The sequence below is a fragment of the Mesorhizobium sp. P2_D1 genome (assembly GCF_056404455.1).
The window spans coordinates 172,006-194,278 of sequence record NZ_JBFUDZ010000002.1 but is presented as its reverse complement, the minus strand read 5'-3'; the positions used below and the strand labels follow the sequence as shown (position 1 = coordinate 194,278).

The 22,273-nt window shown below is 63.8% G+C and carries 22 protein-coding genes; 11 read left to right on the top strand and 11 right to left on the bottom strand.

Features of this window, described 5'->3' with window-relative positions; translation table 11 throughout:
• Positions 1-9: 9 nt before the first annotated feature.
• On the bottom strand, positions 10-984 hold the full coding sequence (gene gcvA, locus AC1D0I_RS03485) for a transcriptional regulator GcvA (protein ID WP_477393087.1): 975 nt from the start codon (positions 982-984) through the stop codon (positions 10-12).
• 261 nt (positions 985-1,245) lie between these two features.
• Here gcvA (AC1D0I_RS03485) and speB point away from each other — a divergent pair, with 261 nt between their 5' ends.
• The 10 genes from speB to AC1D0I_RS03435 all read left to right on the top strand — a co-directional run bounded on the left by speB (position 1,246) and on the right by AC1D0I_RS03435 (position 10,358).
• The gene (gene speB, locus AC1D0I_RS03480) at positions 1,246-2,307 is read left to right on the top strand and encodes an agmatinase (RefSeq protein ID WP_477393085.1); all 1,062 of its coding nucleotides are present in this window, start codon (positions 1,246-1,248) and stop codon (positions 2,305-2,307) included.
• A 79-nt stretch (positions 2,308-2,386) separates the two neighbouring features.
• The gene (locus AC1D0I_RS03475; protein WP_477225013.1) at positions 2,387-3,196 is read left to right on the top strand and encodes a transporter substrate-binding domain-containing protein; all 810 of its coding nucleotides are present in this window, start codon (positions 2,387-2,389) and stop codon (positions 3,194-3,196) included.
• Between the two features lie 6 nt (positions 3,197-3,202).
• A complete protein-coding gene (locus tag AC1D0I_RS03470; protein WP_477393083.1) occupies positions 3,203-3,859 on the top strand; it encodes an amino acid ABC transporter permease in 657 nt (218 codons plus the stop codon).
• Positions 3,856-4,500: an amino acid ABC transporter permease gene (locus AC1D0I_RS03465; RefSeq protein ID WP_457150838.1), complete on the top strand. Its 645-nt coding sequence runs from the start codon at positions 3,856-3,858 to the stop codon at positions 4,498-4,500. The genes AC1D0I_RS03470 and AC1D0I_RS03465 overlap by 4 nt, the downstream gene beginning before the upstream one ends.
• A 73-nt stretch (positions 4,501-4,573) precedes the next feature.
• A complete protein-coding gene (locus AC1D0I_RS03460) occupies positions 4,574-5,662 on the top strand; it encodes an ABC transporter substrate-binding protein (protein WP_477393082.1) in 1,089 nt (362 codons plus the stop codon).
• A 197-nt stretch (positions 5,663-5,859) separates the two neighbouring features.
• Positions 5,860-6,897: an ABC transporter ATP-binding protein gene (locus AC1D0I_RS03455; protein WP_477302675.1), complete on the top strand. Its 1,038-nt coding sequence runs from the start codon at positions 5,860-5,862 to the stop codon at positions 6,895-6,897.
• Positions 6,894-7,748 carry an ABC transporter permease gene (locus tag AC1D0I_RS03450; RefSeq protein ID WP_477393080.1) on the top strand — a complete coding sequence of 285 codons (855 nt, stop codon included), beginning with the start codon at positions 6,894-6,896 and terminating at the stop codon, positions 7,746-7,748. Before AC1D0I_RS03455 ends, AC1D0I_RS03450 begins: the two co-directional genes overlap by 4 nt.
• Positions 7,745-8,548 carry an ABC transporter permease gene (locus tag AC1D0I_RS03445; protein ID WP_095083388.1) on the top strand — a complete coding sequence of 268 codons (804 nt, stop codon included), beginning with the start codon at positions 7,745-7,747 and terminating at the stop codon, positions 8,546-8,548. Before AC1D0I_RS03450 ends, AC1D0I_RS03445 begins: the two co-directional genes overlap by 4 nt.
• Before the next feature lie 149 nt (positions 8,549-8,697).
• The gene (locus tag AC1D0I_RS03440; RefSeq protein WP_477393078.1) at positions 8,698-9,684 is read left to right on the top strand and encodes a methyltransferase; all 987 of its coding nucleotides are present in this window, start codon (positions 8,698-8,700) and stop codon (positions 9,682-9,684) included.
• A gap of 146 nt (positions 9,685-9,830) precedes the next feature.
• Positions 9,831-10,358, top strand: coding sequence for a GNAT family N-acetyltransferase (locus AC1D0I_RS03435; protein ID WP_477393076.1), 528 nt, complete (start codon positions 9,831-9,833; stop codon positions 10,356-10,358).
• 93 nt (positions 10,359-10,451) lie between these two features.
• Here the strand turns inward: AC1D0I_RS03435 and AC1D0I_RS03430 are convergent, their stop codons facing one another.
• From AC1D0I_RS03430 to gcvA (AC1D0I_RS03385), 10 genes are all read right to left on the bottom strand, one after another.
• On the bottom strand, positions 10,452-11,855 hold the full coding sequence (locus tag AC1D0I_RS03430; protein WP_477393074.1) for an MATE family efflux transporter: 1,404 nt from the start codon (positions 11,853-11,855) through the stop codon (positions 10,452-10,454).
• Between the two features lie 167 nt (positions 11,856-12,022).
• Positions 12,023-13,609: an FGGY-family carbohydrate kinase gene (locus AC1D0I_RS03425; protein WP_477393254.1), complete on the bottom strand. Its 1,587-nt coding sequence runs from the start codon at positions 13,607-13,609 to the stop codon at positions 12,023-12,025.
• Positions 13,603-14,286 (bottom strand): HAD family hydrolase, encoded by a 684-nt coding sequence (locus AC1D0I_RS03420; protein WP_477393072.1) that lies wholly within the window; start codon positions 14,284-14,286, stop codon positions 13,603-13,605. Before AC1D0I_RS03420 ends, AC1D0I_RS03425 begins: the two co-directional genes overlap by 7 nt.
• 14 nt (positions 14,287-14,300) lie before the next feature.
• On the bottom strand, positions 14,301-15,779 hold the full coding sequence (locus AC1D0I_RS03415) for a mannitol dehydrogenase family protein (protein ID WP_477393070.1): 1,479 nt from the start codon (positions 15,777-15,779) through the stop codon (positions 14,301-14,303).
• 86 nt (positions 15,780-15,865) lie between these two features.
• Positions 15,866-16,636, bottom strand: a complete 771-nt coding sequence (locus AC1D0I_RS03410; protein WP_477393252.1) for an L-iditol 2-dehydrogenase — start codon at positions 16,634-16,636, stop codon at positions 15,866-15,868.
• A gap of 2 nt (positions 16,637-16,638) precedes the next feature.
• Entirely contained in the window at positions 16,639-17,637 is a 999-nt protein-coding gene (locus tag AC1D0I_RS03405) for an ABC transporter ATP-binding protein (RefSeq protein WP_477393068.1), read from the bottom strand.
• A gap of 51 nt (positions 17,638-17,688) precedes the next feature.
• Complete coding sequence (locus AC1D0I_RS03400) at positions 17,689-18,513, bottom strand: carbohydrate ABC transporter permease (protein WP_095083370.1); 825 nt, start codon at positions 18,511-18,513, stop codon at positions 17,689-17,691.
• An 11-nt stretch (positions 18,514-18,524) separates the two neighbouring features.
• Positions 18,525-19,397 carry a carbohydrate ABC transporter permease gene (locus AC1D0I_RS03395; RefSeq protein ID WP_477225021.1) on the bottom strand — a complete coding sequence of 291 codons (873 nt, stop codon included), beginning with the start codon at positions 19,395-19,397 and terminating at the stop codon, positions 18,525-18,527.
• Between the two features lie 122 nt (positions 19,398-19,519).
• Complete coding sequence (locus AC1D0I_RS03390) at positions 19,520-20,830, bottom strand: ABC transporter substrate-binding protein (protein ID WP_477393067.1); 1,311 nt, start codon at positions 20,828-20,830, stop codon at positions 19,520-19,522.
• Positions 20,831-21,060: 230 nt separating this feature from the next.
• Positions 21,061-21,966: a transcriptional regulator GcvA gene (gcvA, locus tag AC1D0I_RS03385; protein ID WP_477393065.1), complete on the bottom strand. Its 906-nt coding sequence runs from the start codon at positions 21,964-21,966 to the stop codon at positions 21,061-21,063.
• A 110-nt stretch (positions 21,967-22,076) separates the two neighbouring features.
• On the opposite strand from gcvA (AC1D0I_RS03385), the gene AC1D0I_RS03380 reads away from it, so the two are divergent.
• Positions 22,077-22,262: a hypothetical protein gene (locus AC1D0I_RS03380; protein WP_095084331.1), complete on the top strand. Its 186-nt coding sequence runs from the start codon at positions 22,077-22,079 to the stop codon at positions 22,260-22,262.
• Positions 22,263-22,273 lie beyond the last annotated feature (11 nt).

The window sequence follows — 22,273 nt, the reverse complement described above, 5'->3', positions numbered from 1 at the left end:
CAGCCGGTGTCAGCTCCCGGTTCTGCCGCCGATGACCCTGAGCGCCGGGCGCTTGCGGCGGGTGACGACGCGGCCCGCCACCGGCGCATCGGCGCGGCCGTCATCCTGTGCCTTCTCGGCAAACAGCCAGTCGATGAAAAGCTGCACGATCGGCGTCGACTTCATCTCGTTGCGACAGACGACATAGAAATCGTCGATCGCCGGCACCGACAAGCTGAACGGCGCCACCAGCATGCCCCTGGCCAGCAGCGAACTGGCCGTCACCGAATCGCCCAGCGCCACGCCATGGCCGTGGACCGCAGCCTCAACCGCCATGCGTGCATCGCCCAGATGATGACGGCGGCCGCGCTCCAGGTCCAACGCATCGGCGGCCGCCAGCCAGGTATGCCATTCGCGGCCGTCATCGCCATGCAGGAAGACATGGTCGGCGAGATCCCTGACGCTGCGGATCGGACGGTTGTTGATCAACGTCGGGCTCACGACGGGGAATAGCTCGAGCCCCGACCATTTGCGCATCCAGCAATCGGTCCAGCTGCCATCGCCGTAATGCACACAGACATCGATCTGCGGCGTGCGGATATCCTTGGCGTCGTTGGAAGGGATCAGCGTCAGCCTGATGTCAGGATATTGCGCCATGAAACTGCCGAGCCGCGGCGTCATCCACAGCAAGAGCAATGCGGGCACGCAGGAGACGGAGAGCGTGCCGCTGCTCGCCGGCCTTGTCATGCGCTGCGTGGCGGCGGCGATGCCGTCGAAGGCGCTCGAGACCGCGGGCAGCAGCTCGGCACCATGCGGCGTCAGTTTGACCCGCTGGCCGGCGCGCTCGAAAAGCTTGACGCCGAGCGACTGCTCGAGCGCCTTGATCTGGTGGCTGATGGCGCCATGCGTGACATTCAGCTCACTCGCTGCCTTGGTCAGCGAGCCATGGCGGGCGGTTGCCTCGAAGGCGCGCAGCGGATTCAGCGGTGGCAGGCGCTTGGCCATGGGCATCCATTGAAGCACGATCCCGAAAAATGGAGGCCGGTTTTCGGATGAGACCGTGCTCAGAGTTAATTGTGAGATTTTCTCACAGCCAACACCCTAACAATATCAATTGATTTTTCAATGCGGCTGCCGGACACTTTGGCCCGGAACAGCATCAAGACGTGAAATCTGCAGGCAGCCAGCGGGACAACGACCCGGCCGGATGACGGTCGCTTCGCCAAGGTCACCGGCGGCCGCCTGCATCAGGCAGGAGGAGCGGACATGGGTTACGATCGCGGCAAGCTCGACGCGTTGCGTCGCAAATATGGCGAGAGCCATGGCGGCGAGATGTTCGACCCGAAGTTTCGGCGCGTCGCCGACAAGATCTTTTCCAAGTCCGGCACCCGGCTGGCGCCCTATTCCGGCATACCAACTTTCCTCGCCGCCCCCTACCGCGAAATAGCGGCCGACAATCCAGATTTCGGCGACCTGCAGGTGGCGATGATCGGCGTACCGATGGACCTCGGCGTCACCAACCGGCCGGGCTCGCGTTTCGGGCCAAGGGCGCTGCGCGCCATCGAACGCATCGGCCCCTACAATCACGTGCTGGAATGCGCCCCGACGCATGAACTTCGGGTCGCGGACATCGGCGACACGCCGTTCCGCAGCCGCTACCGGCTCGAGATCAGCCATGAGGATATCGAGCGCCGCACCAACCAGATCGTCGATGCCGGCATCATCCCGCTGTCGGTCGGCGGCGACCATTCGATCAGCCATCCGATCCTGAAGGCGGTCGGCAAGAAAGCCCCGGTCGGCCTGATCCATATCGACGCCCATTGCGACACCAGTGGCCTGTTCGACATGACCAAGTTCCACCACGGCGGACCGTTCCGCAACGCGGTGCTCGACGGCGTCCTCGATCCGACGCGCACGATCCAGATCGGCATTCGTGGTTCGGCCGAATATCTGTGGGAGTTCACCTACGAGTCCGGCATGACCGTCGTGCATGCCGAGGAGGTGACCGGTCTCGGCATCCCCGCCATCATCGAGAAGGCGCGCAAGATCGTCGGCGACGGGCCGACCTATGTCTCCTTCGACATCGACAGCGTCGATCCGGCCTTCGCGCCCGGCACCGGCACGCCCGAGGTTGGCGGCCTGACGACGCGCGAAGTGCTCGAACTGCTGCGCGGCCTGAAGGGCCTCAACATCGTCGGCGGCGACGTCGTCGAGGTGGCGCCGCAATACGACGCGACCACCAACACGGCGCACGCCGGCGCCCAGGTTCTGTTCGAAATCCTGAGCCTGATGGTGTTCAGCCCGGCGATCACAGGCAAGGGAGCCTGACGTTTAGATGACAAAGGCGGCCGCCGCGCTGGAGCCGGCGGCCGACCCAGACAAACAAAGCTTCCAGAGGGGAATAAAAATGACGATCCGTATCACGCTCAAATCATCCATCGCCGCCGTGCTGATGCTTGGCACCGCAAGCCTTGGCCTCGGCACGCAAGCCGCCAATGCCGACGCGCTGGCGGACATCACCAAGGCCGGCACCATCAATGTCGGTGTCTTCGCCGATTTTCCGCCCTTCTCTTCGGCGAGTGCCGACATGAGCCTCAAGGGCTATGACATGGATGTCGCGCAATACATTGCCGACACGTTGAAGGTGAAGCTCAATCCCGTCGCCGTCACCGGCCAGAACCGCATTCCGTATCTGAACGACCATCGCGTCGACCTCTTGATGAGCGTCGGCTATTCGAAGGAACGCGAGCAGGTGATCGACTTCGCCGCAGCCTACGCGCCCTACTACATCGCCGTGATCGGTCCGGCGGCGCTGTCGGTCAAAGGCAAGGAAGACCTTGCCGACAAGTCGATCGCCGTCAACCGCGGCACGCTCGAAGATACCTCGCTCACCGAAGCGGCTCCGGCGTCGGCCGACATCAAGCGTTTCGATAACTACAACTCGGTGATCCAGGCCTTCATTTCCGGCCAGACGCAGCTGATGGTCGTCGGCAACGACGTCGGCGCGCAGGTGCTGGCCAAGCAGGACGCGCTGAAGCCGGAGCAGAAGTTCCAGCTTCTGACCTCGCCTTCGCATATTGGTCTCAACAAGAACGAAGACAGCTTGAAGAAGGCGGTCAACGACGCCATCGCCAAGATGCTGGCGGACGGCAAGCTGGACGCAAGCTCGCAGGCCTGGCTGAAGACGCCGCTCAACCCTGACAACCTCAAGGATTGAGGTCCGGTGGCCTTTGCCTGGCTTCCAGGGGCTGCGGGTGACATCGCGCGCGGAGCGGTCACGACGATCCTGTTGATCGCCGTGACCACGCTGGCGGGGACGTTCCTCAGCATCCTGGGGGCTGCGGGACGGCGAAACGGCCCCGTGCTGCTCAAGCGCGCCATCGGTGTCTATGTCGAGGTGATGCGCAACACGCCGTTCCTGGTGCAGCTGTTCTTTATCTTCTTCGGGCTGCCCAGCCTCGGGATCAGGCTCGATCCGGTGCTGGCCGCCATCCTGGCGATGACGCTCAACATGGCGGCCTATACGATCGAGATTGTCGGCGCCGGGCTTGACGCGGTGCCGCCCGGGCAGACCGAAGCAGCCCTTGCGCTGGGCTTGAGGCCACGCCAGGTGTTCGTCAAGATCGTGCTGCCACAGGCGCTCAAGGTGATCTATCCGGCGCTGACCAGCCAGATCGTCATCATGATGCTGGAGTCCGCCGTGGTGTCGCAGATCGCGGTGCGCGAGCTTACCTACGAGGCCGACATGCTGCAGGCACGCACGTTCCGGTCGTTCGAGACCTATCTTGTCGTGACGCTGGTTTATCTCGTCCTGTCGATGGCCTTGCGCCGGCTGTTGGTCACGGGCGGACGCCGCGTCCTGGGGGCTGGCGTGTCATGATCGAATTCACCTTCTGGGACATCGTGCGCAACCTTTTGCTCGCCGCCCGCTGGACGGTGCTCTTGTCGCTGGCCGCCTTCGTTGGCGGCGGCGTGGTCGGCATGGTCGTGCTGTTCTTCAGGATCGCCAAGAACAAATGGAGCCGGCGCATTGCCTCCGGCTATATCGCCCTGTTCCAGGGGACGCCGCTGTTGATGCAGCTGTTCCTGATGTTCTTCGGCCTGCCGATGCTCGGGCTGCGCATCGAGCCGTGGACGGCGGCGGTGCTCGGCCTGACCTTCTTCGCCAGTGCCTATCTGGCCGAAATCTGGCGCAGCGGCGTCGACGCCCTGCCGCGCGGCCAGTGGGATGCCGGCGCCAGCCTTGGCCTGCACTATCTGCAGGAGCTGAGGCTGATCATCCTGCCGCAGGCGTTTTCGATCACCCGCGCGCCGACCGTCGGGTTCCTGGTGCAGCTTATCAAGTCGACCGCGCTCACCTCGATCATCGGCTTCGAGGAGCTGGTACGGACCTCCAACGCCATCAACAACGCGACCTTCGAACCCTTCAAGGTCTACGGGCTGGTGGCGCTGATCTTTTTCGTCATGTGTTTTCCACTGACGCAATATGCGCGTTCGCTCGAACGACGCGCCGCCCACTGAGCCGCAAGAAGACGGCGGGCAACGGAATCAAGGGAACCAGCCGGAGAACCGGCACAAACAGAGGAGAGACCAGATGAACAGATTGATCGCAACACAAGTCAGCCGGCGCAGCGTGCTTGGCGCTGGCCTGGCGACGGCCGGCGTGCTCGCCATGCCGTCGATCCTGCGGGCGCAGGACAAGTCGCTCAAGGTCGGCGTCTATGGCGGCTACTTCAAGAAATCCTTCGACGAGCACGTCTTCCCCGACTTCACCAAGGCCACCGGCATCGCGGTGGAATCGGTTGCCGAGCCGACCGGCGAGGCGTGGCTGGTGCAGCTCGAACAGGCGGCCAAGGCGGGCCAGGCGCCGGCGGATCTTTCGATGATGTCGCAGACCTCGACGCTGAAGGGCCAGTCGACCGAACTGTGGACGCCGCTCGACACCTCGAAGTTCAAGCATTACGGCGATCTCTTGCCGCGCTTCATCAACAAATATCCGGATGGCCGCGTTGCCGGCATCGGTGCGGTGGCCTGGTGGATCACGCTGGTCTCCAACACCGATGTCTACAAGGAGGCGCCGACCTCCTGGGCGGCATTCTGGGACAAGGCGAACGAGGACAAGCTCGGCCTGCTGGCGCTCGCCTCCAACTCGTTCCTGCTCGAAGTGACGGCCAAGACCTTCATGGGCGGCACCAATGCCCTCGACACCGAGGAAGGGTTGAACAAGGCGTTCGAGAAGCTCGCCGAGGTCAAGCCGAATGTGCGCCTCTGGTATCGCGACGAGGCGCAGTTCGAACAGGCGCTGAAGTCGGGCGAAATCCCGATGGGCCAGTATTATCACGACGTCACCGGCCTCGCGATCGCCGACGGCTTCCATGTCCGCACCACCTTCCCAAAGGAGGGCGGCATCCAGGACTCCGGCAATTGGGTCCTGTCGCGCGCTTCGACCAAGGTCGACGAGGCGCATGCCTTCATCGACTATATGAGCCAGCCGTCGATGCAGGGCGTGATGTCGCGCAAGGTCGGCACCACGCCGACGCTGAAGAAGGAGGTGCTCGACCTGACGCCGGCCGAGTTCGCATCGGTGTCGTCGGAGATCGAGCCGATCATTCCGCGCTACGACCTCTATACGTCCAAGGCCGACTGGATCAACCAGAAGTGGACCGAGCTGATCGTCGGCTAAGCCGAAAACAGCTCGCCCGACATCGAAGCGCTCCTCATGACGGGTCACTTCGCGAACCACCTCTCCCATTGCGATGGGAGAGGATATGCTACGCGCCGAAAATCGCGGCGCCTCTCCCTCTTGCGACCGAGGAGAGGCCGCCGCGAAAACGAGGCGGCGAGGAACCATTCCATATCCTCCGGTTAACAGGATCAGCCATGTCCGGACTTGATATCAACGCCATCACCAAGGCCTTCGGCAATTTCATCGCGGTCGACAATGTTCGGCTCAACGTGCCGCACGGCACCTTCGTCTGCCTGCTTGGACCATCCGGCTGCGGCAAGACCACGCTGCTGCGCATGATCGCCGGGCTGGAGGAGCCGACCAGCGGCGCCATCGTGCTCGACGGCGAGGACATTACGCCGCTGCCGACCCACAAGCGCAATCTCGGCATGGTGTTCCAGTCGCTGGCGCTGTTTCCGCATCTTTCGGTCGGCGACAACATCGCCTACGCCCTGCGCATCCGCGGCGCTTCGAAGGAAGAGCAGAAGAAGCGCGTCGACGAATTGCTGACGCTGATCCACCTGCCCGGCTTTGCCGACCGGCCGGTGGCGAAGCTTTCGGGCGGCCAGCGCCAGCGCGTGGCGATCGCCCGTGCGCTGGCACTGTCGCCGAAGCTGTTCCTGCTCGACGAGCCGCTTTCGGCGCTCGACGCCAAACTGCGCGAGGCCATGCAGGTGGAACTGCGCCAGCTGCAGCAGCGGCTGGGCATCACCACCATCGTCGTCACTCACGACCAGCGCGAGGCGATGACCATGGCCGACCTGGTCGTGGTCATGGGACACGGCAGGATCCTGCAGGCAGCGCCGCCGATCGAGATCTACCGCAAGCCGGCCGACGCCTTCGTCGCCGATTTCATCGGCATCACCAACCTTCTGCCGGCGGAGGTCGACAGCGCCGGACGCACCACCATCCTTGGCACCGCCATTCCTGGTCTCGCCATGCCGGCCGGCGTCACCAAGGCCTCGGTGTCGATCCGTCCCGAAGACGTGCACCTGGGCCAACCCGGCAGCCGCGCCATCACCGGCCAGGTGACCTTCGTGCGTGACCTTGGCGGCACCATCGAGACCTTCGTCGAGGTTGGCAGCACCAGCATCATCGCGGTGGCGACGCCCCGCGAAAGGCCCAACGTCTCGGTCGGCGCCAAGGTCGGCGTCACGCTGCCGCCCGAGAGCTGCGTGGTGCTCGGCTCATGAGACGCGAAGCCCCGAAATCATTCGCCGACTATACGCCGCTGCTGTTCCCCGGGCTGATGCTCGTGGTGTTCTTCGTCGTGCCGTTCTCGACGATGATCGCGGTCAGCTTCTTCAAGCGCAATCCGGCCGGTTTCTACACGCCCGATTTCGTCATCGACAATTATGCGCGGTTCCTGACCACCTTCTTCGCCGGCGTGCTCGGCTTTTCGCTGATGCTGGCGGTGCTGGTCGCCGTCTGCTGCGTCTCGATCGCCTTTCCCTTCACCTATCTGCTGACCAAGCGCTCGCGTCGCGTGCAGACGCTGTGGCTGGTCGGCCTGTTGTCGGTCTTGTCGCTGTCGGAAGTCATCATCGGCTTTGCCTGGTCGACGCTGTTTTCGCAGACCGCCGGCATCACCAACCTCTTCGTCGCGCTCGGGCTGATGGACAAGCCGGTGGCGCTGCTGCCGACCTTCGGCGCGGTGCTGGCCGGCATGATCTACCAGGCGCTGCCCTACACCATACTGGTGCTCTATCCCGCCCTGGTCCGCCTCGACCCGACGCTGCTCGAGGTCGCCCGCACGCTTGGCGCCTCGCCGGTCAAAGCTTTCTTCAACGTCGTCACCCCGGCGCTGCGCAACACCATCGTGGCGACGCTGATCATGGTCTTCGTCTTCGCGCTCGGCTCCTATCTGCTGCCGCAGATCCTCGGCCGGCCACGCCACTGGACGCTGTCGGTGCTGATCACCGACCAGGCGATCTACCAGTCCAACATGCCGTTCGCAGCCGCCATGGCGGTCTTCCTGGTGCTGATCTCGCTGGCGCTGGTCGGGCTGACGCTGCTCGTCGGCCGCAGGGAGAACGCACTATGACCGCCACCTTCCTTCGCCGGCTCTATTTCACTATCGTGGCTTTGTTCCTGGCCGCGCCGCTGATCGTCGTCGCCGGCGTTTCGGTCAACGCGCGGCAGGAATTGACCTTCCCGCCGAAAGGCTTCTCGCTCGCCTGGTATGGTCAGATCTTTGCCGATCCGGAATGGCGGCTGGCGCTGATCCATTCGGTGACGCTCGCCGTCTGCTCGGCGGCGATCGCGGTCGCCATCGCGCTGCCGCTCGCCTGGTTCCTGTGGCGGCGCATCGCGCCCTGGGCAAACATTTTTCAGGTACTCGGGCTTGCGCCTTTCATCCTGCCGCCGGTCATCACCGCGCTCGGCTTCCTCACCTTCTGGGCGACGGTCGGGCTGTTCGGCCAGTTCTTCACCGCCATCATCAGCCACGCCATTTTCTTCGTGACGCTGCCGCTGGTGACGCTGTCGCTCGGTTTTGCGTCGATCGACCGCTCGCTGGTCGAGGCCGCCGCGACGATGGGTGCTGACGACCGCACGGTGCTGAAGACGGTGGTGCTGCCGCTGATCCTGCCCTACCTCGTCTCCGGCTACGCCTTCGCCTTCGTGCTGTCGCTCAACGAATACATCGTCGCCTACATGACGATCGGGTTCACCACCGAGACGCTGCCGATCAAGATCTTCAACGCGCTGCGCTACGGCTACACGCCGACCATGGCGTCGGTGTCGGTGTTCTTCGTCGCGGTGGCAGCCCTGGTGTTCGGGGCGATCGCCAAGTTCGGAGACATCCGCAGGCTGCTCGGCGCGATGTCGTCCGAAGGCAACTGACCGGACCTGTGCGAAAACGAAGACGGCCGCCGTTTCGCCAGTGCTGTGATGTCATCGCGTCGGTCGCTCGAAATAATGATTCTGTCTTCACTTTCGGGAGAACGGAGTTCTAATCTCAGTCGGTCCTGGATCGCGGAAGGGGATGCGACATGGTGGATTCTGATCGGATCGACAAGATGATCAAAACGGTGCCCCCCGCCTTGGCGCTTCGAGCCGGGCTGGACCTTGGCATCTTCACCCGGCTCGGTGGCAGCGCGATGACTGCGGACAGCCTCGGGGCCGCGCTCAAAGTCGAGCCCAATCGTCTGTCGCGACTCCTCTACGCGCTCGCCAGCATTGGTTTCCTCGAAGTCGAGGATGGCCAATTTCGCAACGGAGCCGAAGCGTCGGCCTTCCTCGACGCGTCCAAGCCGACCTATCGCGTCGGCGATCATGCGCTCCTGCGCGAGCTCTGGGGAGCCGATCTGCTGACCGCAGACTCGCTGCGACAGAACCGTCCGGCTGCGCTGCACGATTTTTCCGAAGCAGGGCCCGAGGAAGCGGCGGCCTTCAGCCGCATGCTCGCACCGGGGGCGGTGATTTTCGGCCGACTTCTGGCCCAGGAGATGGACCTCTCGGCGATCGGTTCGGTGATTGACATCGGTGGGGGCCCAGGGACCATTCTCGTCGGACTTCGCGAGCGGTGGCCGCAGTTTGCGGCAACGCTGATGGAACTCCCAACGGTCGCAGCGGTCGCGCCGGATATCCTGTCGGAATATGGTGCCGACGACGTGGTTGTCGAAGAGGGGGACATAACTGTCGCGCCATCGGTCGGTCGGCACGATCTGGCGATCCTGAAGGCCGTCGTCCAGGTCCTGCCGCCGGACCAGGCGCGCAGTTCTATCCTGAACGCGGCGGGTTGCCTCACACCGGGCGGCGAGATCGCAATTGCGGGGTGGGGTGTCGTCGATGACGACCGCCTCGGCCCGCGTGAGGGTGTCTTTCTGAATCTCACCTTCTTGAACCTCTATCGCAACGGCGAATCGTACACTGAAGGTCAGTATCGGGCGTGGATGACCGAGGCTGGATTCCGCGATATCTCCAGGTCGCGCCTGACGGACGGCTGCACCTTGTTTCGTGCGCGCCTTGCGGGCTGATTGTTGCCGGATGCCTGGTTTCGGACGCGGGGGCAGGCACCCATGAGCACACGGCAGTATGCCCGGCCGTTGCATCGGCGCCGCCTCACGTCGAAAATGCCCCCATGGAAGCTGTCCGATTTCCCACGCTCTCGACAGCAAGGCTCATGCTTCGGGCGCCGAGCGAACGGGATATCCCCGCATGGTTTGCACGCGCGACGGATGTCGAATCCGCCTCCCTTGCCGGCGATCCCGTTCCCGACGACATAAGCGCAGGCGAACGGTGGCTCGCCCGTTCGCGTCAGCGGTTCGCTGACGGCAAGGCGATCAAGTGGTCCATAGACCAGGCAGGGGTATCGAACGCGATCGGGATGATAACCCTGTCCTTCGGCGCAACCGACGCCAAGGCAGCGGCATTGGGATTTGTGCTGGCGCGTGCGCATTGGGGGCGCGGCTTGGGCAGCGAGGCGGCGCGCGAAGTCCTCCGCTACGCCTTTGAAACTCTGGCGCTTGAACGGGTGACGGCCGAGGCGACGGCGCGCAATTTCGTGTCGCTGCGGATATTGGCGAAGCTCGGCTTCAACCATATCGAGAGCTTCATCGATGAGGCCGACGGCGAGCGCTGCGAGCGTTTTGCGCTCGACGGAGACATCCGATCGTCACTGTTGGCGAGCAACCCGATGCCGGACTGCTAATGCATTCGTCGCCTCGGTGCCAAGCGTCGGCTCACGGCGCTTGACGACGTTTCGCGGGCCATCGTTTGACGAGCCACTATGTTGGGCCTTGGCTCAGTGCCCAAACGCCAATAGCGGCGCCAGGCGGTCCCGGCGCAGCCAACGCGCCAGCAGCAGCGCCGCCACCACGGCCAGCCCCGACGACAGGCCGATCCAGATGCCGACGCCATGGAGGCCGAAATGGAAGGCGAGCAGCACGCCGAGCGGCAGGCCGATGCCCCAATAGCCGATCGCGGCGTAGATCATCGGCACCTTGGTGTCATGCAGGCCGCGCAGCATGCCGGCGGCAACTGCCTGCGCGCCGTCGAAGATCTGGAACAGCGCTGCAAAGACCAGGAACGACACGGCAAGCGCGATCACCCTGGCATTGGCCGGGTTGGCGAGATCGATGAAGGCGCTGATCAGCAGATGCGGCCACAGGATCATCACCAGCCCCATCAGCGCCATGAACGAAACGCCGATGACAAAGGCGGTCCAGCCGGCGCGGGAGACGCCTTCCGGATTGCCGGCGCCATGCGCCAGGCCGACGCGCACCGTCACCGCCTGGTTGAGGCCGAGCGGCACCATGAAGCTGATCGAGGCGATCTGGATGGCGATTGCGTGAGCGGCTAATGAATCGGCGTCGATCAGGCCCATCAGCAGCGCCGCGGCGTTGAAGATGGTCACCTCGAAGGCCAGGATACCGGCAATCGGCATGCCGAGCCGCAACAGCCCCTTGAAGCGCGGCCAGTCGGACCGCCAGAAGCGCCCGAACAGACGGTAGCGCCGGAACTTCTTCTCCAGCATCACCACCACTGCCATGCCGACGAACATCAGCGTGCTGGACAGCGTGGTCGCAAGCCCCGAGCCGGCAATCCCCATCGACGGCACACCGAGATTGCCGAACATGAACACCCAGTTGAAGAGGGCGTTGCAGGCAACGGCGACGAAGACGATGATCAGCGCCCAGCCCGGCCGCTCCAGCGCCGAGATGAACGAGCGCAGCACGATATAGCCGTAGAAAGGCAGCACCGCCCATTCGAGCCAGCGCAGATAGATGCCGGCCTGATGCGCTAGCGCGGGTTCCTGGCCCATCGCCAGCAGGATGGCCTCGCCGTGCCAAAGCACCAGCCAGATCGGGATCGAGATCAGGATCGCCAGCCACAGGCCCTGGCGCACGGTGCGGCGCAGGTCGCGCACCGAATGGCGGCGGCGGCCAAGCTCGGTGGCAATCATCGGCGACGTCGCCAGCATCAGGCCGAGCCCGAAGATCAGCGGCATGAAATAGAGGTTGGCGCCAAGCGCGCCGCTGGCCAGCGTGTCCGCCCCCAGGCGACCCATCATCATGACGTCGGTGGCCGTCATCGCGGTCTGGCCGAGATTGGTCAGCACCATTGGCCATGCGAGCGCCAGCGTCGCTCTGATTTCCTGACGCCAAAGATTTTCCGGCGCGCAAGCGCCGGCTTCGATCGCAGACATTGTTCCGCTCTTTCCAGGTACGGCGCGTCGGCAAGAAGCCGGAAGCCGCATTTCAAACGGCAAAACCTTCGGTTTCGCAGCGTTTGCGTCAGCTTTTGGACGAAACGCGACATGAAGGCAAGAGAGGAGGGGCCGGAACAGATTGAGCCAGCGATCGGCTCGCGTTCCTACCGGATCGCGTCCAGCATCTGCCGCTGCCGGTGCATTTCGAGGAAAACCCTGTAATCGCGGTCGAAACGCCCGGCCGATTTCGGGTTCGACGCACGCGTCCTGCCGCCCTGCTGCATGGCAAGGCAGGCGGCGTTGAGGTCCGGGAAAATCCCGGCCGCGGTGGCGGCGACCATGCCGGTGCCGAGCAGCACCGCTTCGTCGGCCAGCGGCTCGACCACCGTGCAGCCGGTGGCGTCGGCATAGAGCTCCATCAGCAGCGGGTTCTTGGTGTGGCCGCCGGTGACATGCAGCGTGTCGATCAGGTAGCCGTTTTCGTTCAACGCCTCCAGCACATGCCGCACGCCCAGCGCAATGCCGACAGCGGTGCGCCAGTAGAGCTTGCACAGGCTGTCGAAGGAGGAGTCCAGCGTCAGCCCGCTGACTACGCCGACGGCGTGCGGATCGGCGAGCGGCGAACGGTTGCCGTGGAAGTCCGGCAGCACATGCAGCCGTGCGGCGAGCGCCTCGCCTTCGGCTGCGCGCAACTCGGCGACACGCCTGGCGATCTTGGCATGCATGGCGGCGTCAGGCTCGCCGCCGGCGCCGTGCCAGCGGATGATATGGTCGAGCAGCGCGCCGGTGGCGGACTGCCCGCCTTCCGACAGCCACAGCTTCGGCAGCGCCGCGCCGTAGTAGGGACCCCAGACCCCGGCGAAGGGTTGTGGATCTGGCGACATCGCCATGACGCAGCTCGAAGTGCCGGCGATCAGCGCCAGGTGCCGGCCGATGTCCTGTTCGTCGCCGGCAAACCCGCCGAGCACGCCAAGCGCGCCAGCATAGGCATCGATGACGCCGGCGCCGACCCGGCATTTCTGTGAGAGACCGAGATCCGCCGCCGCTTGCGCCGTCAGCGGGCCGATATCGGTGCCCACCGGACTGGCCCTCTCGGGCAGGTTCCCGTGCTCGAAAAGATCGTCGAGGCCGACGAGCTCGAAGAAATCGCGGCGCCAACCAGTCTCCTCATGCGCCAGATAAGTCCATTTGGCGGTCAGCGTGCATTGCGAACGAGCCAGGGATCCGGTCGCCTGCCAGGTCAGGAAGTCGGTCAGGTCGAATAGATAGCCGGCTTCATTCCAGATCTTCGGCAGGTGCCGTTTCAGCCACATCAGCTTCGGTGTCGCCATTTCCGGTGACATGACGCCGCCGACATAGTCGAGCACGGCGTGGCCGCTGGCCGTGCATTCGTCGGCCTCGGCGATGGCGCGGTGGTCGAGCCAGACAATGGTGTCCCAACGCCTGTCGCCGGTGACCGAGACGCTGAGCTGGTCGCCTTGCCGGTCGCGCACCACCAGTGAACAAGTGGCGTCGAAGGAGATGCCGACGACATCTTCGGCGGCGACGCCGGCTTTCTCGCGCGCGGCACGCACGGCGATGCAGACGGCGGACCAGATATCGCGCGAATCATGCTCGGCGTGATCGGGCTTCGGCTGGTTCATCGCGATCGGCCGTTCGGCACGGCCGAGCAAGGTGCCGCTGGTGTCGAGAATGCCCGCGCGAGCGCTCCCGGTGCCGACATCGACCGCGCAAACGAACTGTTTCAAGATGCTCTTACTCTCGCTCCCAGGCCTGCAATCAGATCGGGCAATTGCAGCATGTCAGCGAATATAAAGTCCGGTTCACTCGACGCAAGCCGCGCTTGCAAGGTCGGGTTGCCGGCATGCGAGCCGCCGGTGAAGGCGAAGACGCGCATGCCCGCCGCCCGCGCCGCCGCGATGCCGGCCGGGCTGTCCTCGACGACGAGGCATCTGCGCGGATGGGCTCGCATGCTGGCGGCGGCATGGAGGAACAGGTCTGGCGCGGGCTTTCCCGTGGTCACCATAGCGGCGCTGAACAGATGCGGCTCCATCAGCCCGAGCAATCCGGTGACGTCGAGCGCGTAGCGGATGCGGTCGAGCGTGCCCGAGGACGCGACACAGAACGGCAGCCCGAGCCTCGGCAGCATCTCTCTGACGCCCGGGATCGGCTTCAGCTCTTCGCGAAACCTGCGCATCAATTCGACGCGCATGTCGGTCAGCTGGCTGTCTGTGATCTCAAGCCCGAAGTCGCGGCCGAGGATCTCGCGCACGCTTTTCATGCTCTTGCCGAGGAAATGCTCGTAGGCGACATCCTCGCCGATGCTGCCGCCGGCAAGCCGGATCATGCCAAGCAGCGCCGAGACGGAGAGCGCCTCGCTATCGACGAGCACGCCATCGCAGTCGAAGATGACCAGTTCAGGCGTCATGGCGCCGAATGGCCTCAGAGCGCGCCGGCGAGGTAGCGCGTCAGCGTCGCGCGCGTGCCGTTCGCCCACAGCACGTTGAGCGCATGGGCGAAGGCCTCGACGAACACGCTGGCGCGGCCGACATCGCCATAGATGTCCTCCATGGCAAGCCAGGCGGCGGGCGCGTCCTTTGCCGCCTTTGCCGTCGCCTGCAGCCGGTCCCAGCTCGGGTCGTTGGCCTCGATGACGGCGCCGCTGTCCGTCGTGCCGAAGCAGTAGCGGCACCAAAGGGCCGATTCCAGCGCCAGGCCGGCGACGCCCTTGCCGGCCTTCAGCCGGTCGGCAATGGTCGGGATGATGAATTTGGGCTGGCGGTTGGAACCGTCGAGGCAGAGCCGGCGCACCGTGTCGCCGATCTTCGGATTGGAAAAACGGCTCTCGATGAGCTGGTAATAGTCCTCCAGAACCGTGTCCGGTACCGGCGGCACGGTCGGAATGATCTCTTCCCGTTCGAGCTTGGCCAGAAAGCCGCTGACCAGTGGTTCCTGCATTGCCTCATGGACGAAATGGATGTCCATCAGTCCGGCCGGATAGGCGATCGTGGCATGGCCGCCATTGAGGATGCGGATCTTCATCAGCTCGTAGGGCGCGACGTCCTTGACGAACTGTACGCCGACCTTTTCCAGCGGCGGCCGGCCGTCGGTGAAATGGTCTTCCAGCACCCATTGCCGGAACGGCTCGCAGAACACCGGCCAGTTGTCCTCCAGCCCGAACTCGCTGACCAGGATGCCGCGTTCGCGATCCGTGGTGGCCGGCGTGATGCGATCGACCATGCCATTGGGAAAGGCGACATGCTCGCTGACCCAGTTTGCCAGATCCTCGTCGATTAGCCGGGCAAGGCCGATGACGCCGTCGGAGGTGACGTGGCCATTGTGGGGAATGTTGTCGCAGGACATGACGGTGAACGGCACGACGCCGTCATCGCGCCGGCGGACCAGCCCGGCGAGGATGATGCCGAACACCGTCTTCGGCGTGGCGCCCGGCTGCGCGTCGGCGACGATGTCGGGATGGGTCGGGTTGAAGACGCCGGAAGCCGGGTCGATGAAGTAGCCGCCTTCGGTGATAGTCAGCGAAACGATCTTGATCGCCGGGTCGGCGAGCCGTTCGATGATGCCCGCCGCATCGCCCGGCATCAGGAAGTCGATCATGACGCCGGTGACGCGGGCACTCATATGGCCGCTATCCTGTTCGACCACGGTGGTCAGCCAGTCCTGCTCCTCCAGTTTGCCGCGGCCGATCTTCTCGCCCTCGAACACGCCGGCGCCGACCAGCGCCCACTCATGGCCGATTCCCGAATTGAACAAATCGTCGAGATAGACGGCCTGATGCGAGCGGTGGAAATTGCCGACGCCGAAATGGACGATGCCGGGCTTGAGCGCCGCGCGGTCGTATTTGGGACCGGCAACCTTGGCGGGCAGCTTGGCGAGGTTGGAAGACGAGAGTTTCACGGTCATCTGTTTTACCCTTTGGCCGGCTTCGGCCTTCGTTTGTCGGCCTCTGCTCCCCGCGGAGGGACGAGGAGCAGAGACCACCCCCGCCCTCAACTCATCCACTGGCCGCCATCGACATTGTAGGTCTGGGCGACGATGTATTCGGCATCGCTGCTGGCGAGAAAGACCGCCATGCCGGTGAGGTCCTGCGCCGTGCCCATGCGGCCATACGGCACCGCCTCGCCAACCAGCCTCTTCTTCTCGCCCTTCGGCCGGTTTTCATACTTGGCAAACAGCGAATCGACGTGATCCCAGTGCTCGCCGTCGACGACCCCAGGGGCAATCGCGTTGACGTTGATGCGGTGCTTGATCAGGTCGAGCCCCGCCGACTGGGTCAGCGAGATGACAGCGGCCTTGGTGGCGCAATAGACGCCGACCAGCGCCTCGCCGCGCCGCCCGGCCTGGCTCGCCATGTTGATGATCCTGCCGCCCTTGCCCCGCGCGATCATCGAGCGGGCAGCGGCCTGCAGCATGAACAGCGTGCCGGCGACGTTGACGGAAAACAGCTTGTCGTAGCTTGCCTTGGTGATCTCGACGATCGGCGCCAGATCGAACAGAGCGGCATTGTTGATCAGGATGTCGAGGCCGCCGGTCGTCGTCTCGACGGTTCTCACCGACGCCTCGATGGAGGCGATGTCGGTGACGTCGAGCTTGACCGCATAGGCCTTGCCGCCGATCTCGGCGGCTGTCTTCTGCGCAGCCTCGAGATTGATGTCGGCAATGGCGACGGTGGCGCCTTCGCCGGCATAGGCTTCGGCGAAGGCTCTGCCGATGCCACGGGCCGAACCCGTGATCAGCGCGGATTTGCCGGCCAGGCGCATGCTCACATTGCCTTCCCGTCGGCGCCGAAGCGATGCAGCTTGGCCTTGTCGGGTGTCAGGTAGATGGTGTCGCCGTGGTGGACGGCGAGTTCGCCGTCGGCGCGCACCGTCAAAGGACCGACGCCATCGGCCTGGACATGCAGGAAGGTGTCGGAGCCGAGATGCTCGGCAACGCCGACGATGGCTCTCCATTCGCCCGCCGTGGTCGAAATCTCCATATGCTCGGGACGGATGCCGACGGTCTTGGCACTGTATTTGGCAGCCGGCGCCCCTTCGATCAGGTTCATCTTTGGCGAGCCGATGAAGCCGGCGACGAACAGGTTCTTCGGCGTCTTGTAGAGTTCCATCGGCGAGCCGACCTGCTCGATGTTGCCGGCGTTCAGCACGACGATCTTGTCGGCCATGGTCATGGCTTCGACCTGGTCGTGGGTGACGTAGATCATCGTCGTCTTGAGCTGATGATGCAACTCGCTGATCTCCAGCCGCATGGTGCCGCGCAGGGCGGCATCGAGGTTGGACAGCGGTTCGTCGAACAGGAAGGCCGAGGGCTGGCGCACGATGGCACGGCCGATGGCGACGCGCTGGCGCTGGCCGCCGGAGAGCTGGCCGGGCCGGCGTTCGAGATAGTTGGTGAGGTTCAGGACGCGCGCCGCATCCTTTACTTTCTTGTCGATGGTCGCCTGGTCTTCGCCCGCCATCTTCAGCGGGAAGGCGATGTTCTTGGCCACCGTCATGTGCGGATAGAGCGCGTAGGACTGGAACACCATGGCCAACTTGCGCTTGGCCGGCGCTTCACCGGTGACATCGCGGCCATCGATGTTGATGGTGCCGCCGCTGGTGTCCTCCAGCCCGGCGATCAGGCGCAGCAGCGTTGACTTGCCGCAACCCGACGGGCCGACGAAGACGACGAACTCGCCATTTTCGATTACCAGATCGAGGCCGGGGATGATGATCGTCGATCCAAAATGCTTGGAGACGTTCTTGAGCGTGATGTTTCCCATGGTTTCCTCCCCGAGGGCTTATTTCTGCCGGATTGCGTCAGGCAATTTCTGTTACTTCACCGCACCAAATGTCAGGCCGCGCACCAGCTGCTTCTGGCTGAACCAGCCCATGATCAGGATTGGGGCGATGGCCAGCGTCGAGGCGGCCGAAAGCTTGGCCCAGAACAGGCCTTGCGGGCTTGAGAACGAGCTGATGAAGGCGGTCAGGGGTGCTGCGTCCGTGGTGGTCAGCCGGATCGTCCAGAACGCCTCGTTCCAGGCCAGGATGATGTTCAACAGCATGGTCGAGGCGATACCCGGCACTGCCATGGGCGTCAGCACATAGACGATCTCGTTCCACAGCGAAGCGCCGTCCATGCGCGCCGCTTCCAGGATCTCGCCCGGGATTTCGCGGAAGTAGGTGTAGAGCATCCACACCACGATCGGCAGGTTGATCAGCATCAGCATGACCATCAGGCCGACGCGGCTGTCGAGCAGCCCGAAGTTGCGGAAGATCAGGTAGATCGGGAACAGCACGGCGACCGCCGGCATCATCTTGGTGGACAGCATCCACATCAGGATGTCCTTGGTCCGCTTGGTCGGCGAGAAAGCCATCGACCATGCCGCCGGAATGGCGACCAGCAGGGCCAGGATGGTCGAGCCGACCGAGAGCAGCACCGAGTTGAAGAAGAACTTGAAGTAGCCGCTCTGCGCCTGAACCTCGGTGTAACTCTCGAACGTCCCCGACGGGATCAGGTTGAAGCCCTGGATCGCTTCCTGCTCCGACTTGAACGAGGTGATGATCGTATAGAGGATCGGGAAGAAGATCAGCAGCGCGACGATCCAGGCGGCAACGGTCGCGATTGTCTTATGCTGGGTGGTGACTGCACGTGCCATCTCAATCTCCCTTACTTGTCCAGGTTCTTGCCGACGGCGCGCATGGCGAAGAAGGCAACGATATTGGCGAGAATGACAGCGATGATGCCGCCGGCGGATGCCTGGCCGATTTTGAACTCCAGCAAGGCCTTCTGGTAGACGAGGAAGGGCAGGTTGGTGGAGGCGTATCCAGGTCCACCATTGGTGGTGACGAGGATCTCGGCATAGACCGACAAAAGGAAGATCGTCTGGATCAGGATGACGACGGTGATGGCGCGCGACATGTGCGGCAGCGTCAGGTAGATGAAGCGGCTGATGAAGCCGGCGCCGTCCATCTCGGCGGCCTCTTTCTGCTCACCGTCGAGCGACTGCAGCGCGGTCAACAGGATGAGCGTCGCGAAGGGCAGCCATTGCCAGGCGACGATGATGATGATCGCCGTCATCGGATGCTGCCCGAACCAGTCGATCGGCTGGGCGCCGAAGAAGCGCGCTATGTCGGCAAAAATCCCGTATTGCGGGTGCATGATCATGTTCTTCCACACCAATGCGGCCACCGGCGGCATGACGAAGAACGGCGAGATGACGAGGATGCGGACAATGCCTTGTCCCCACATCGGCTGATCGATCAAAAGCGCCAGCAGGATGCCGCCGATCACCGTGATCAACAGCACGCTGATCACCAGCGTAAGCGTGTTGAGGATCGATTGCAGGAAGGCCGGGTTGGAATAGAACAGCGCGTAGTTCGAGAAGCCGACGAACCCGTCGCGGATCGGATTGAGCGGGTTGTACTGCTGGAAGGAGAACCACAGCGTGAGGGCCAGTGGAACAACCATCCAGACCAGCAGGAGCACGACAGATGGCGCCATCATGAAACGGGCAAGCGAACGGGTCTGCTGAGTAGCCATGACGGTCACCCTTCAATGGTCGGACTGAATTTTCAAAAGACGTTAAAGGCGGCCGCCCGAACTGGGACTCGGGCGGCCGTTGCCGGTCAAGGAGGCGACCGGCATTCGGCACCGGGAGGAGCCTACTTGATATAACCGCCTTCGGTCATTGCCGCGGTGGCAGCGTCCTGGGCTTGCTTCAAGGCATCGTCGACGCTCGACTGGCCGGCAAGAGCCGCCGAGAACAGCTGGCCGACAGTGGTGCCAAGTCCCTGGAATTCAGGGATGGCGACGAACTGCACGCCGACATAGGGCACCGGCTTGACGGTCGGATGCGTCGGATCGGCGGCATTGATCGAGTCCAGCGTCATCTTGGCGAACGGAGCCGCCTTCTGGTAGTCGGCATTGGCGTAGAGCGAGGAGCGCGTGCCGGGAGGAGCATTGGCCCAGCCTTCCTTCGAGGCGACCAGTTCGGCATAGTGCTTGCTGGTTGCCCAGGAGACGAACTTCTCGGCCGCATCTGCCTTCTGCGTGCCGGCGGGAATGGCCAGCGACCAGGCCCACAGCCAGTTGCCGCGCTTGCCCAGGCCATTATCGGGCGCCAGCGCATAGCCGACCTTGTCGGCGACGGTGGAGTTCTTCGGGTCCGACACGAAGGATGCGGCGACGGTGGCGTCGATCCACATGCCGCACTTGCCCTGCTGGAACAGCGCCAGGTTTTCGTTGAAGCCGTTGGACGATGCGCCCTCAGGCCCGTCGGCCTTCATCAGGTCGACATAGAACTGCAGCGTGTTCTTCCATTCGGGCTGGTCGAACTGCGGCTTCCAGTTCTCGTCGAACCAGCGTGCGCCGAAGGAGTTCGACATGGCGGTCAGGAAAGCCATGTTCTCGCCCCAGCCGGCCTTGCCGCGCAGGCAGACGCCGTTCACGCCATTGGCGCGGTCGGTCATCTTGTCGGCGGCCTGCTTGATGAAGTCCCAGGTCGGCGCGTCGGGCATCTTCAGCCCGGCCTTGTCCATCAGGTCCTTGCGGTACATGACGAAGGAGCTTTCGCCGTAGAAGGGCGCTGCATAGAGCTTGCCGTCAACCGAAAGACCGCCTGATATGGCCGGGATGATGTCCTTGGCGTCATAGTCGTCGCCAAGCTTGTCGAGCGGCAGAAGCCAGCTCTGCTTGGCCCAGATCGGAACTTCATAGGTGCCGATCGTCATCACGTCATACTGGCCGCCCTTGGTGGCGATGTCGGTGGTGACACGCTCGCGCAGTACATTTTCTTCGAGCGTGACCCAGTTGAGCTGGATGTCGGGGTTAGCCTTGGTGAAGTCTTCCGTCAGCTTTTGCATGCGGACCATATCGCCATTGTTGACGGTGGCGATGGTGATGGATTCGGCATGTGCGGCGAAGGCAAGAGCGCTGGCCGACAACAAGCCCAGGGTGAGCGTGCGAAGTTTCATCAAATTCCTCCCATGAACCAAGATGAGCATTTGCCTTGGCTTTGAGCAATTACTCACTTGGCGTTAATTATGTCAAGCCGGATTCGATGCTGCAGCGCAGCACTCAGCGGTGTCGACGGACGATGTGTGCGTGGAAATTGCCAAGCCGACTTCGCCGGTCCCGGCCATTCAGGCGACAGGACAGCTATTCAGGCGACAGGGCAGGATTGGCTTGCCGGAGGACTTGCCCCTCAGCAGGCGATTTCGGCCAGCAGCCAGTCGCGGAAGGCGCGGATCTTCGGCACGTTGCGGCGCGCCTGGGGATAGACCAGCCAATAGGCGTGGCCATCGTCGCCAACCAGGTCGAAAGGCTGGATCAGGCGGCCGTCGGCGAGTTCCGCCTTGAACAGCGCCCGGGTCAGGATCGCCACGCCATGGCCGGCGATGGCTGCATTGGCCTCATAGGCCTGCGCGCCCATGCTGCTGCCGGGCCGTTTGGCAAGGTCGTGCGAGTTCACGCCGGCAGCCGAAAACCACTCGGTCCACCAGATGTCGCCGGGATCGAGGATCGGCAGCCGCAACAGGTCGGCCGGCTCTTTGACGCCGCCGATGGTCGCCGCGAGTTTCGGGCTCAGCATCGGCGTGAAATCGGCATCGAGCAGCTTGTAGGCTTCCAGTCCCGGCCATTTGCCGCCGCCCGAACGGATGGCGAGATCGACATCCTCGCGGGCGAAGTCTGTCAGGCGGCTCGACGTCTCGAGCCGTACGGCAAGGGAAGGATGAGCGATCTGGAACGAGCCGAGATGGTGCGCCAACCAGTTCGAGGCAAAGGTCAGCACCGTGGTGACGCACAGCAAGCCGTCGGCGCCGCCACGCGCCGCGGCGTAGGCCTGGCCAAGAAGGGCAAAGGCTTCGCTGACACCCGGGGCAAGGCGCTGTCCGGCTTCGGTCAGCACAATCTGCCTCGGCCGCCGCAGGAACAGCGGTGTGCCGACGCGCTCCTCCAGCACCTTGATCTGATAGCTGACCGCCGCCTGCGTCATGGCGAGCTCCTCGGCGGCCTTGGTGAAGGAAAGATGCCGCGCCACCGCGTCGAACACCCTGATCGCTTGCAGCGGCGGGAGTTGGGAGAGCTGTCGCGAGCTGAGGTCAGGCATAAAACCTCCTTATGGGCCATAACAGATGTTCGATTGGCAAAGCCGGCCGGCAAGACCGACATTCAGGGTCAACCATTCATTCGGGTTCAGGATAGCGAAGGTTGACGATCATGACCATGGCGCAGCAAAAGTGCACTCCCGCTCCGGATCATCGCTGGATTTCGTGGCTCACGGACGGATTGGGCTGGTTCGCAATCAGAAAACGGACGCATCTCGACATCAGGGACCTGTCGCCGCATCTGCAGCGCGACGTCGGCTTCCTCGACGGCAACGACCCTTTCGGGCGGGGCAAATAGCCCGGCTGGCT

What these genes read in the sequence shown, in the direction of transcription:
- AC1D0I_RS03455 (WP_477302675.1), top strand. Translation starts at nt 5,860, where the DNA reads ATGTCCGGACTTGATATCAACGCCATCACCAAGGCCTTCGGCAATTTC.
- AC1D0I_RS03475 (WP_477225013.1), top strand. Translation starts at nt 2,387, where the DNA reads ATGACGATCCGTATCACGCTCAAATCATCCATCGCCGCCGTGCTGATG.
- AC1D0I_RS03445 (WP_095083388.1), top strand. Translation starts at nt 7,745, where the DNA reads ATGACCGCCACCTTCCTTCGCCGGCTCTATTTCACTATCGTGGCTTTG.
- AC1D0I_RS03415 (WP_477393070.1), bottom strand. Translation starts at nt 15,779, where the DNA reads ATGACCGTGAAACTCTCGTCTTCCAACCTCGCCAAGCTGCCCGCCAAG.
- AC1D0I_RS03405 (WP_477393068.1), bottom strand. Translation starts at nt 17,637, where the DNA reads ATGGGAAACATCACGCTCAAGAACGTCTCCAAGCATTTTGGATCGACG.
- gcvA (WP_477393087.1), bottom strand. Translation starts at nt 984, where the DNA reads ATGGCCAAGCGCCTGCCACCGCTGAATCCGCTGCGCGCCTTCGAGGCA.
- gcvA (WP_477393065.1), bottom strand. Translation starts at nt 21,966, where the DNA reads ATGCCTGACCTCAGCTCGCGACAGCTCTCCCAACTCCCGCCGCTGCAA.
- AC1D0I_RS03395 (WP_477225021.1), bottom strand. Translation starts at nt 19,397, where the DNA reads ATGGCTACTCAGCAGACCCGTTCGCTTGCCCGTTTCATGATGGCGCCA.
- AC1D0I_RS03400 (WP_095083370.1), bottom strand. Translation starts at nt 18,513, where the DNA reads ATGGCACGTGCAGTCACCACCCAGCATAAGACAATCGCGACCGTTGCC.
- AC1D0I_RS03450 (WP_477393080.1), top strand. Translation starts at nt 6,894, where the DNA reads ATGAGACGCGAAGCCCCGAAATCATTCGCCGACTATACGCCGCTGCTG.
- AC1D0I_RS03410 (WP_477393252.1), bottom strand. Translation starts at nt 16,636, where the DNA reads ATGCGCCTGGCCGGCAAATCCGCGCTGATCACGGGTTCGGCCCGTGGC.
- AC1D0I_RS03430 (WP_477393074.1), bottom strand. Translation starts at nt 11,855, where the DNA reads ATGTCTGCGATCGAAGCCGGCGCTTGCGCGCCGGAAAATCTTTGGCGT.
- speB (WP_477393085.1), top strand. Translation starts at nt 1,246, where the DNA reads ATGGGTTACGATCGCGGCAAGCTCGACGCGTTGCGTCGCAAATATGGC.
- AC1D0I_RS03435 (WP_477393076.1), top strand. Translation starts at nt 9,831, where the DNA reads ATGCTTCGGGCGCCGAGCGAACGGGATATCCCCGCATGGTTTGCACGC.
- AC1D0I_RS03460 (WP_477393082.1), top strand. Translation starts at nt 4,574, where the DNA reads ATGAACAGATTGATCGCAACACAAGTCAGCCGGCGCAGCGTGCTTGGC.
- AC1D0I_RS03390 (WP_477393067.1), bottom strand. Translation starts at nt 20,830, where the DNA reads ATGAAACTTCGCACGCTCACCCTGGGCTTGTTGTCGGCCAGCGCTCTT.
- AC1D0I_RS03465 (WP_457150838.1), top strand. Translation starts at nt 3,856, where the DNA reads ATGATCGAATTCACCTTCTGGGACATCGTGCGCAACCTTTTGCTCGCC.
- AC1D0I_RS03440 (WP_477393078.1), top strand. Translation starts at nt 8,698, where the DNA reads ATGGTGGATTCTGATCGGATCGACAAGATGATCAAAACGGTGCCCCCC.
- AC1D0I_RS03420 (WP_477393072.1), bottom strand. Translation starts at nt 14,286, where the DNA reads ATGACGCCTGAACTGGTCATCTTCGACTGCGATGGCGTGCTCGTCGAT.
- AC1D0I_RS03380 (WP_095084331.1), top strand. Translation starts at nt 22,077, where the DNA reads ATGACCATGGCGCAGCAAAAGTGCACTCCCGCTCCGGATCATCGCTGG.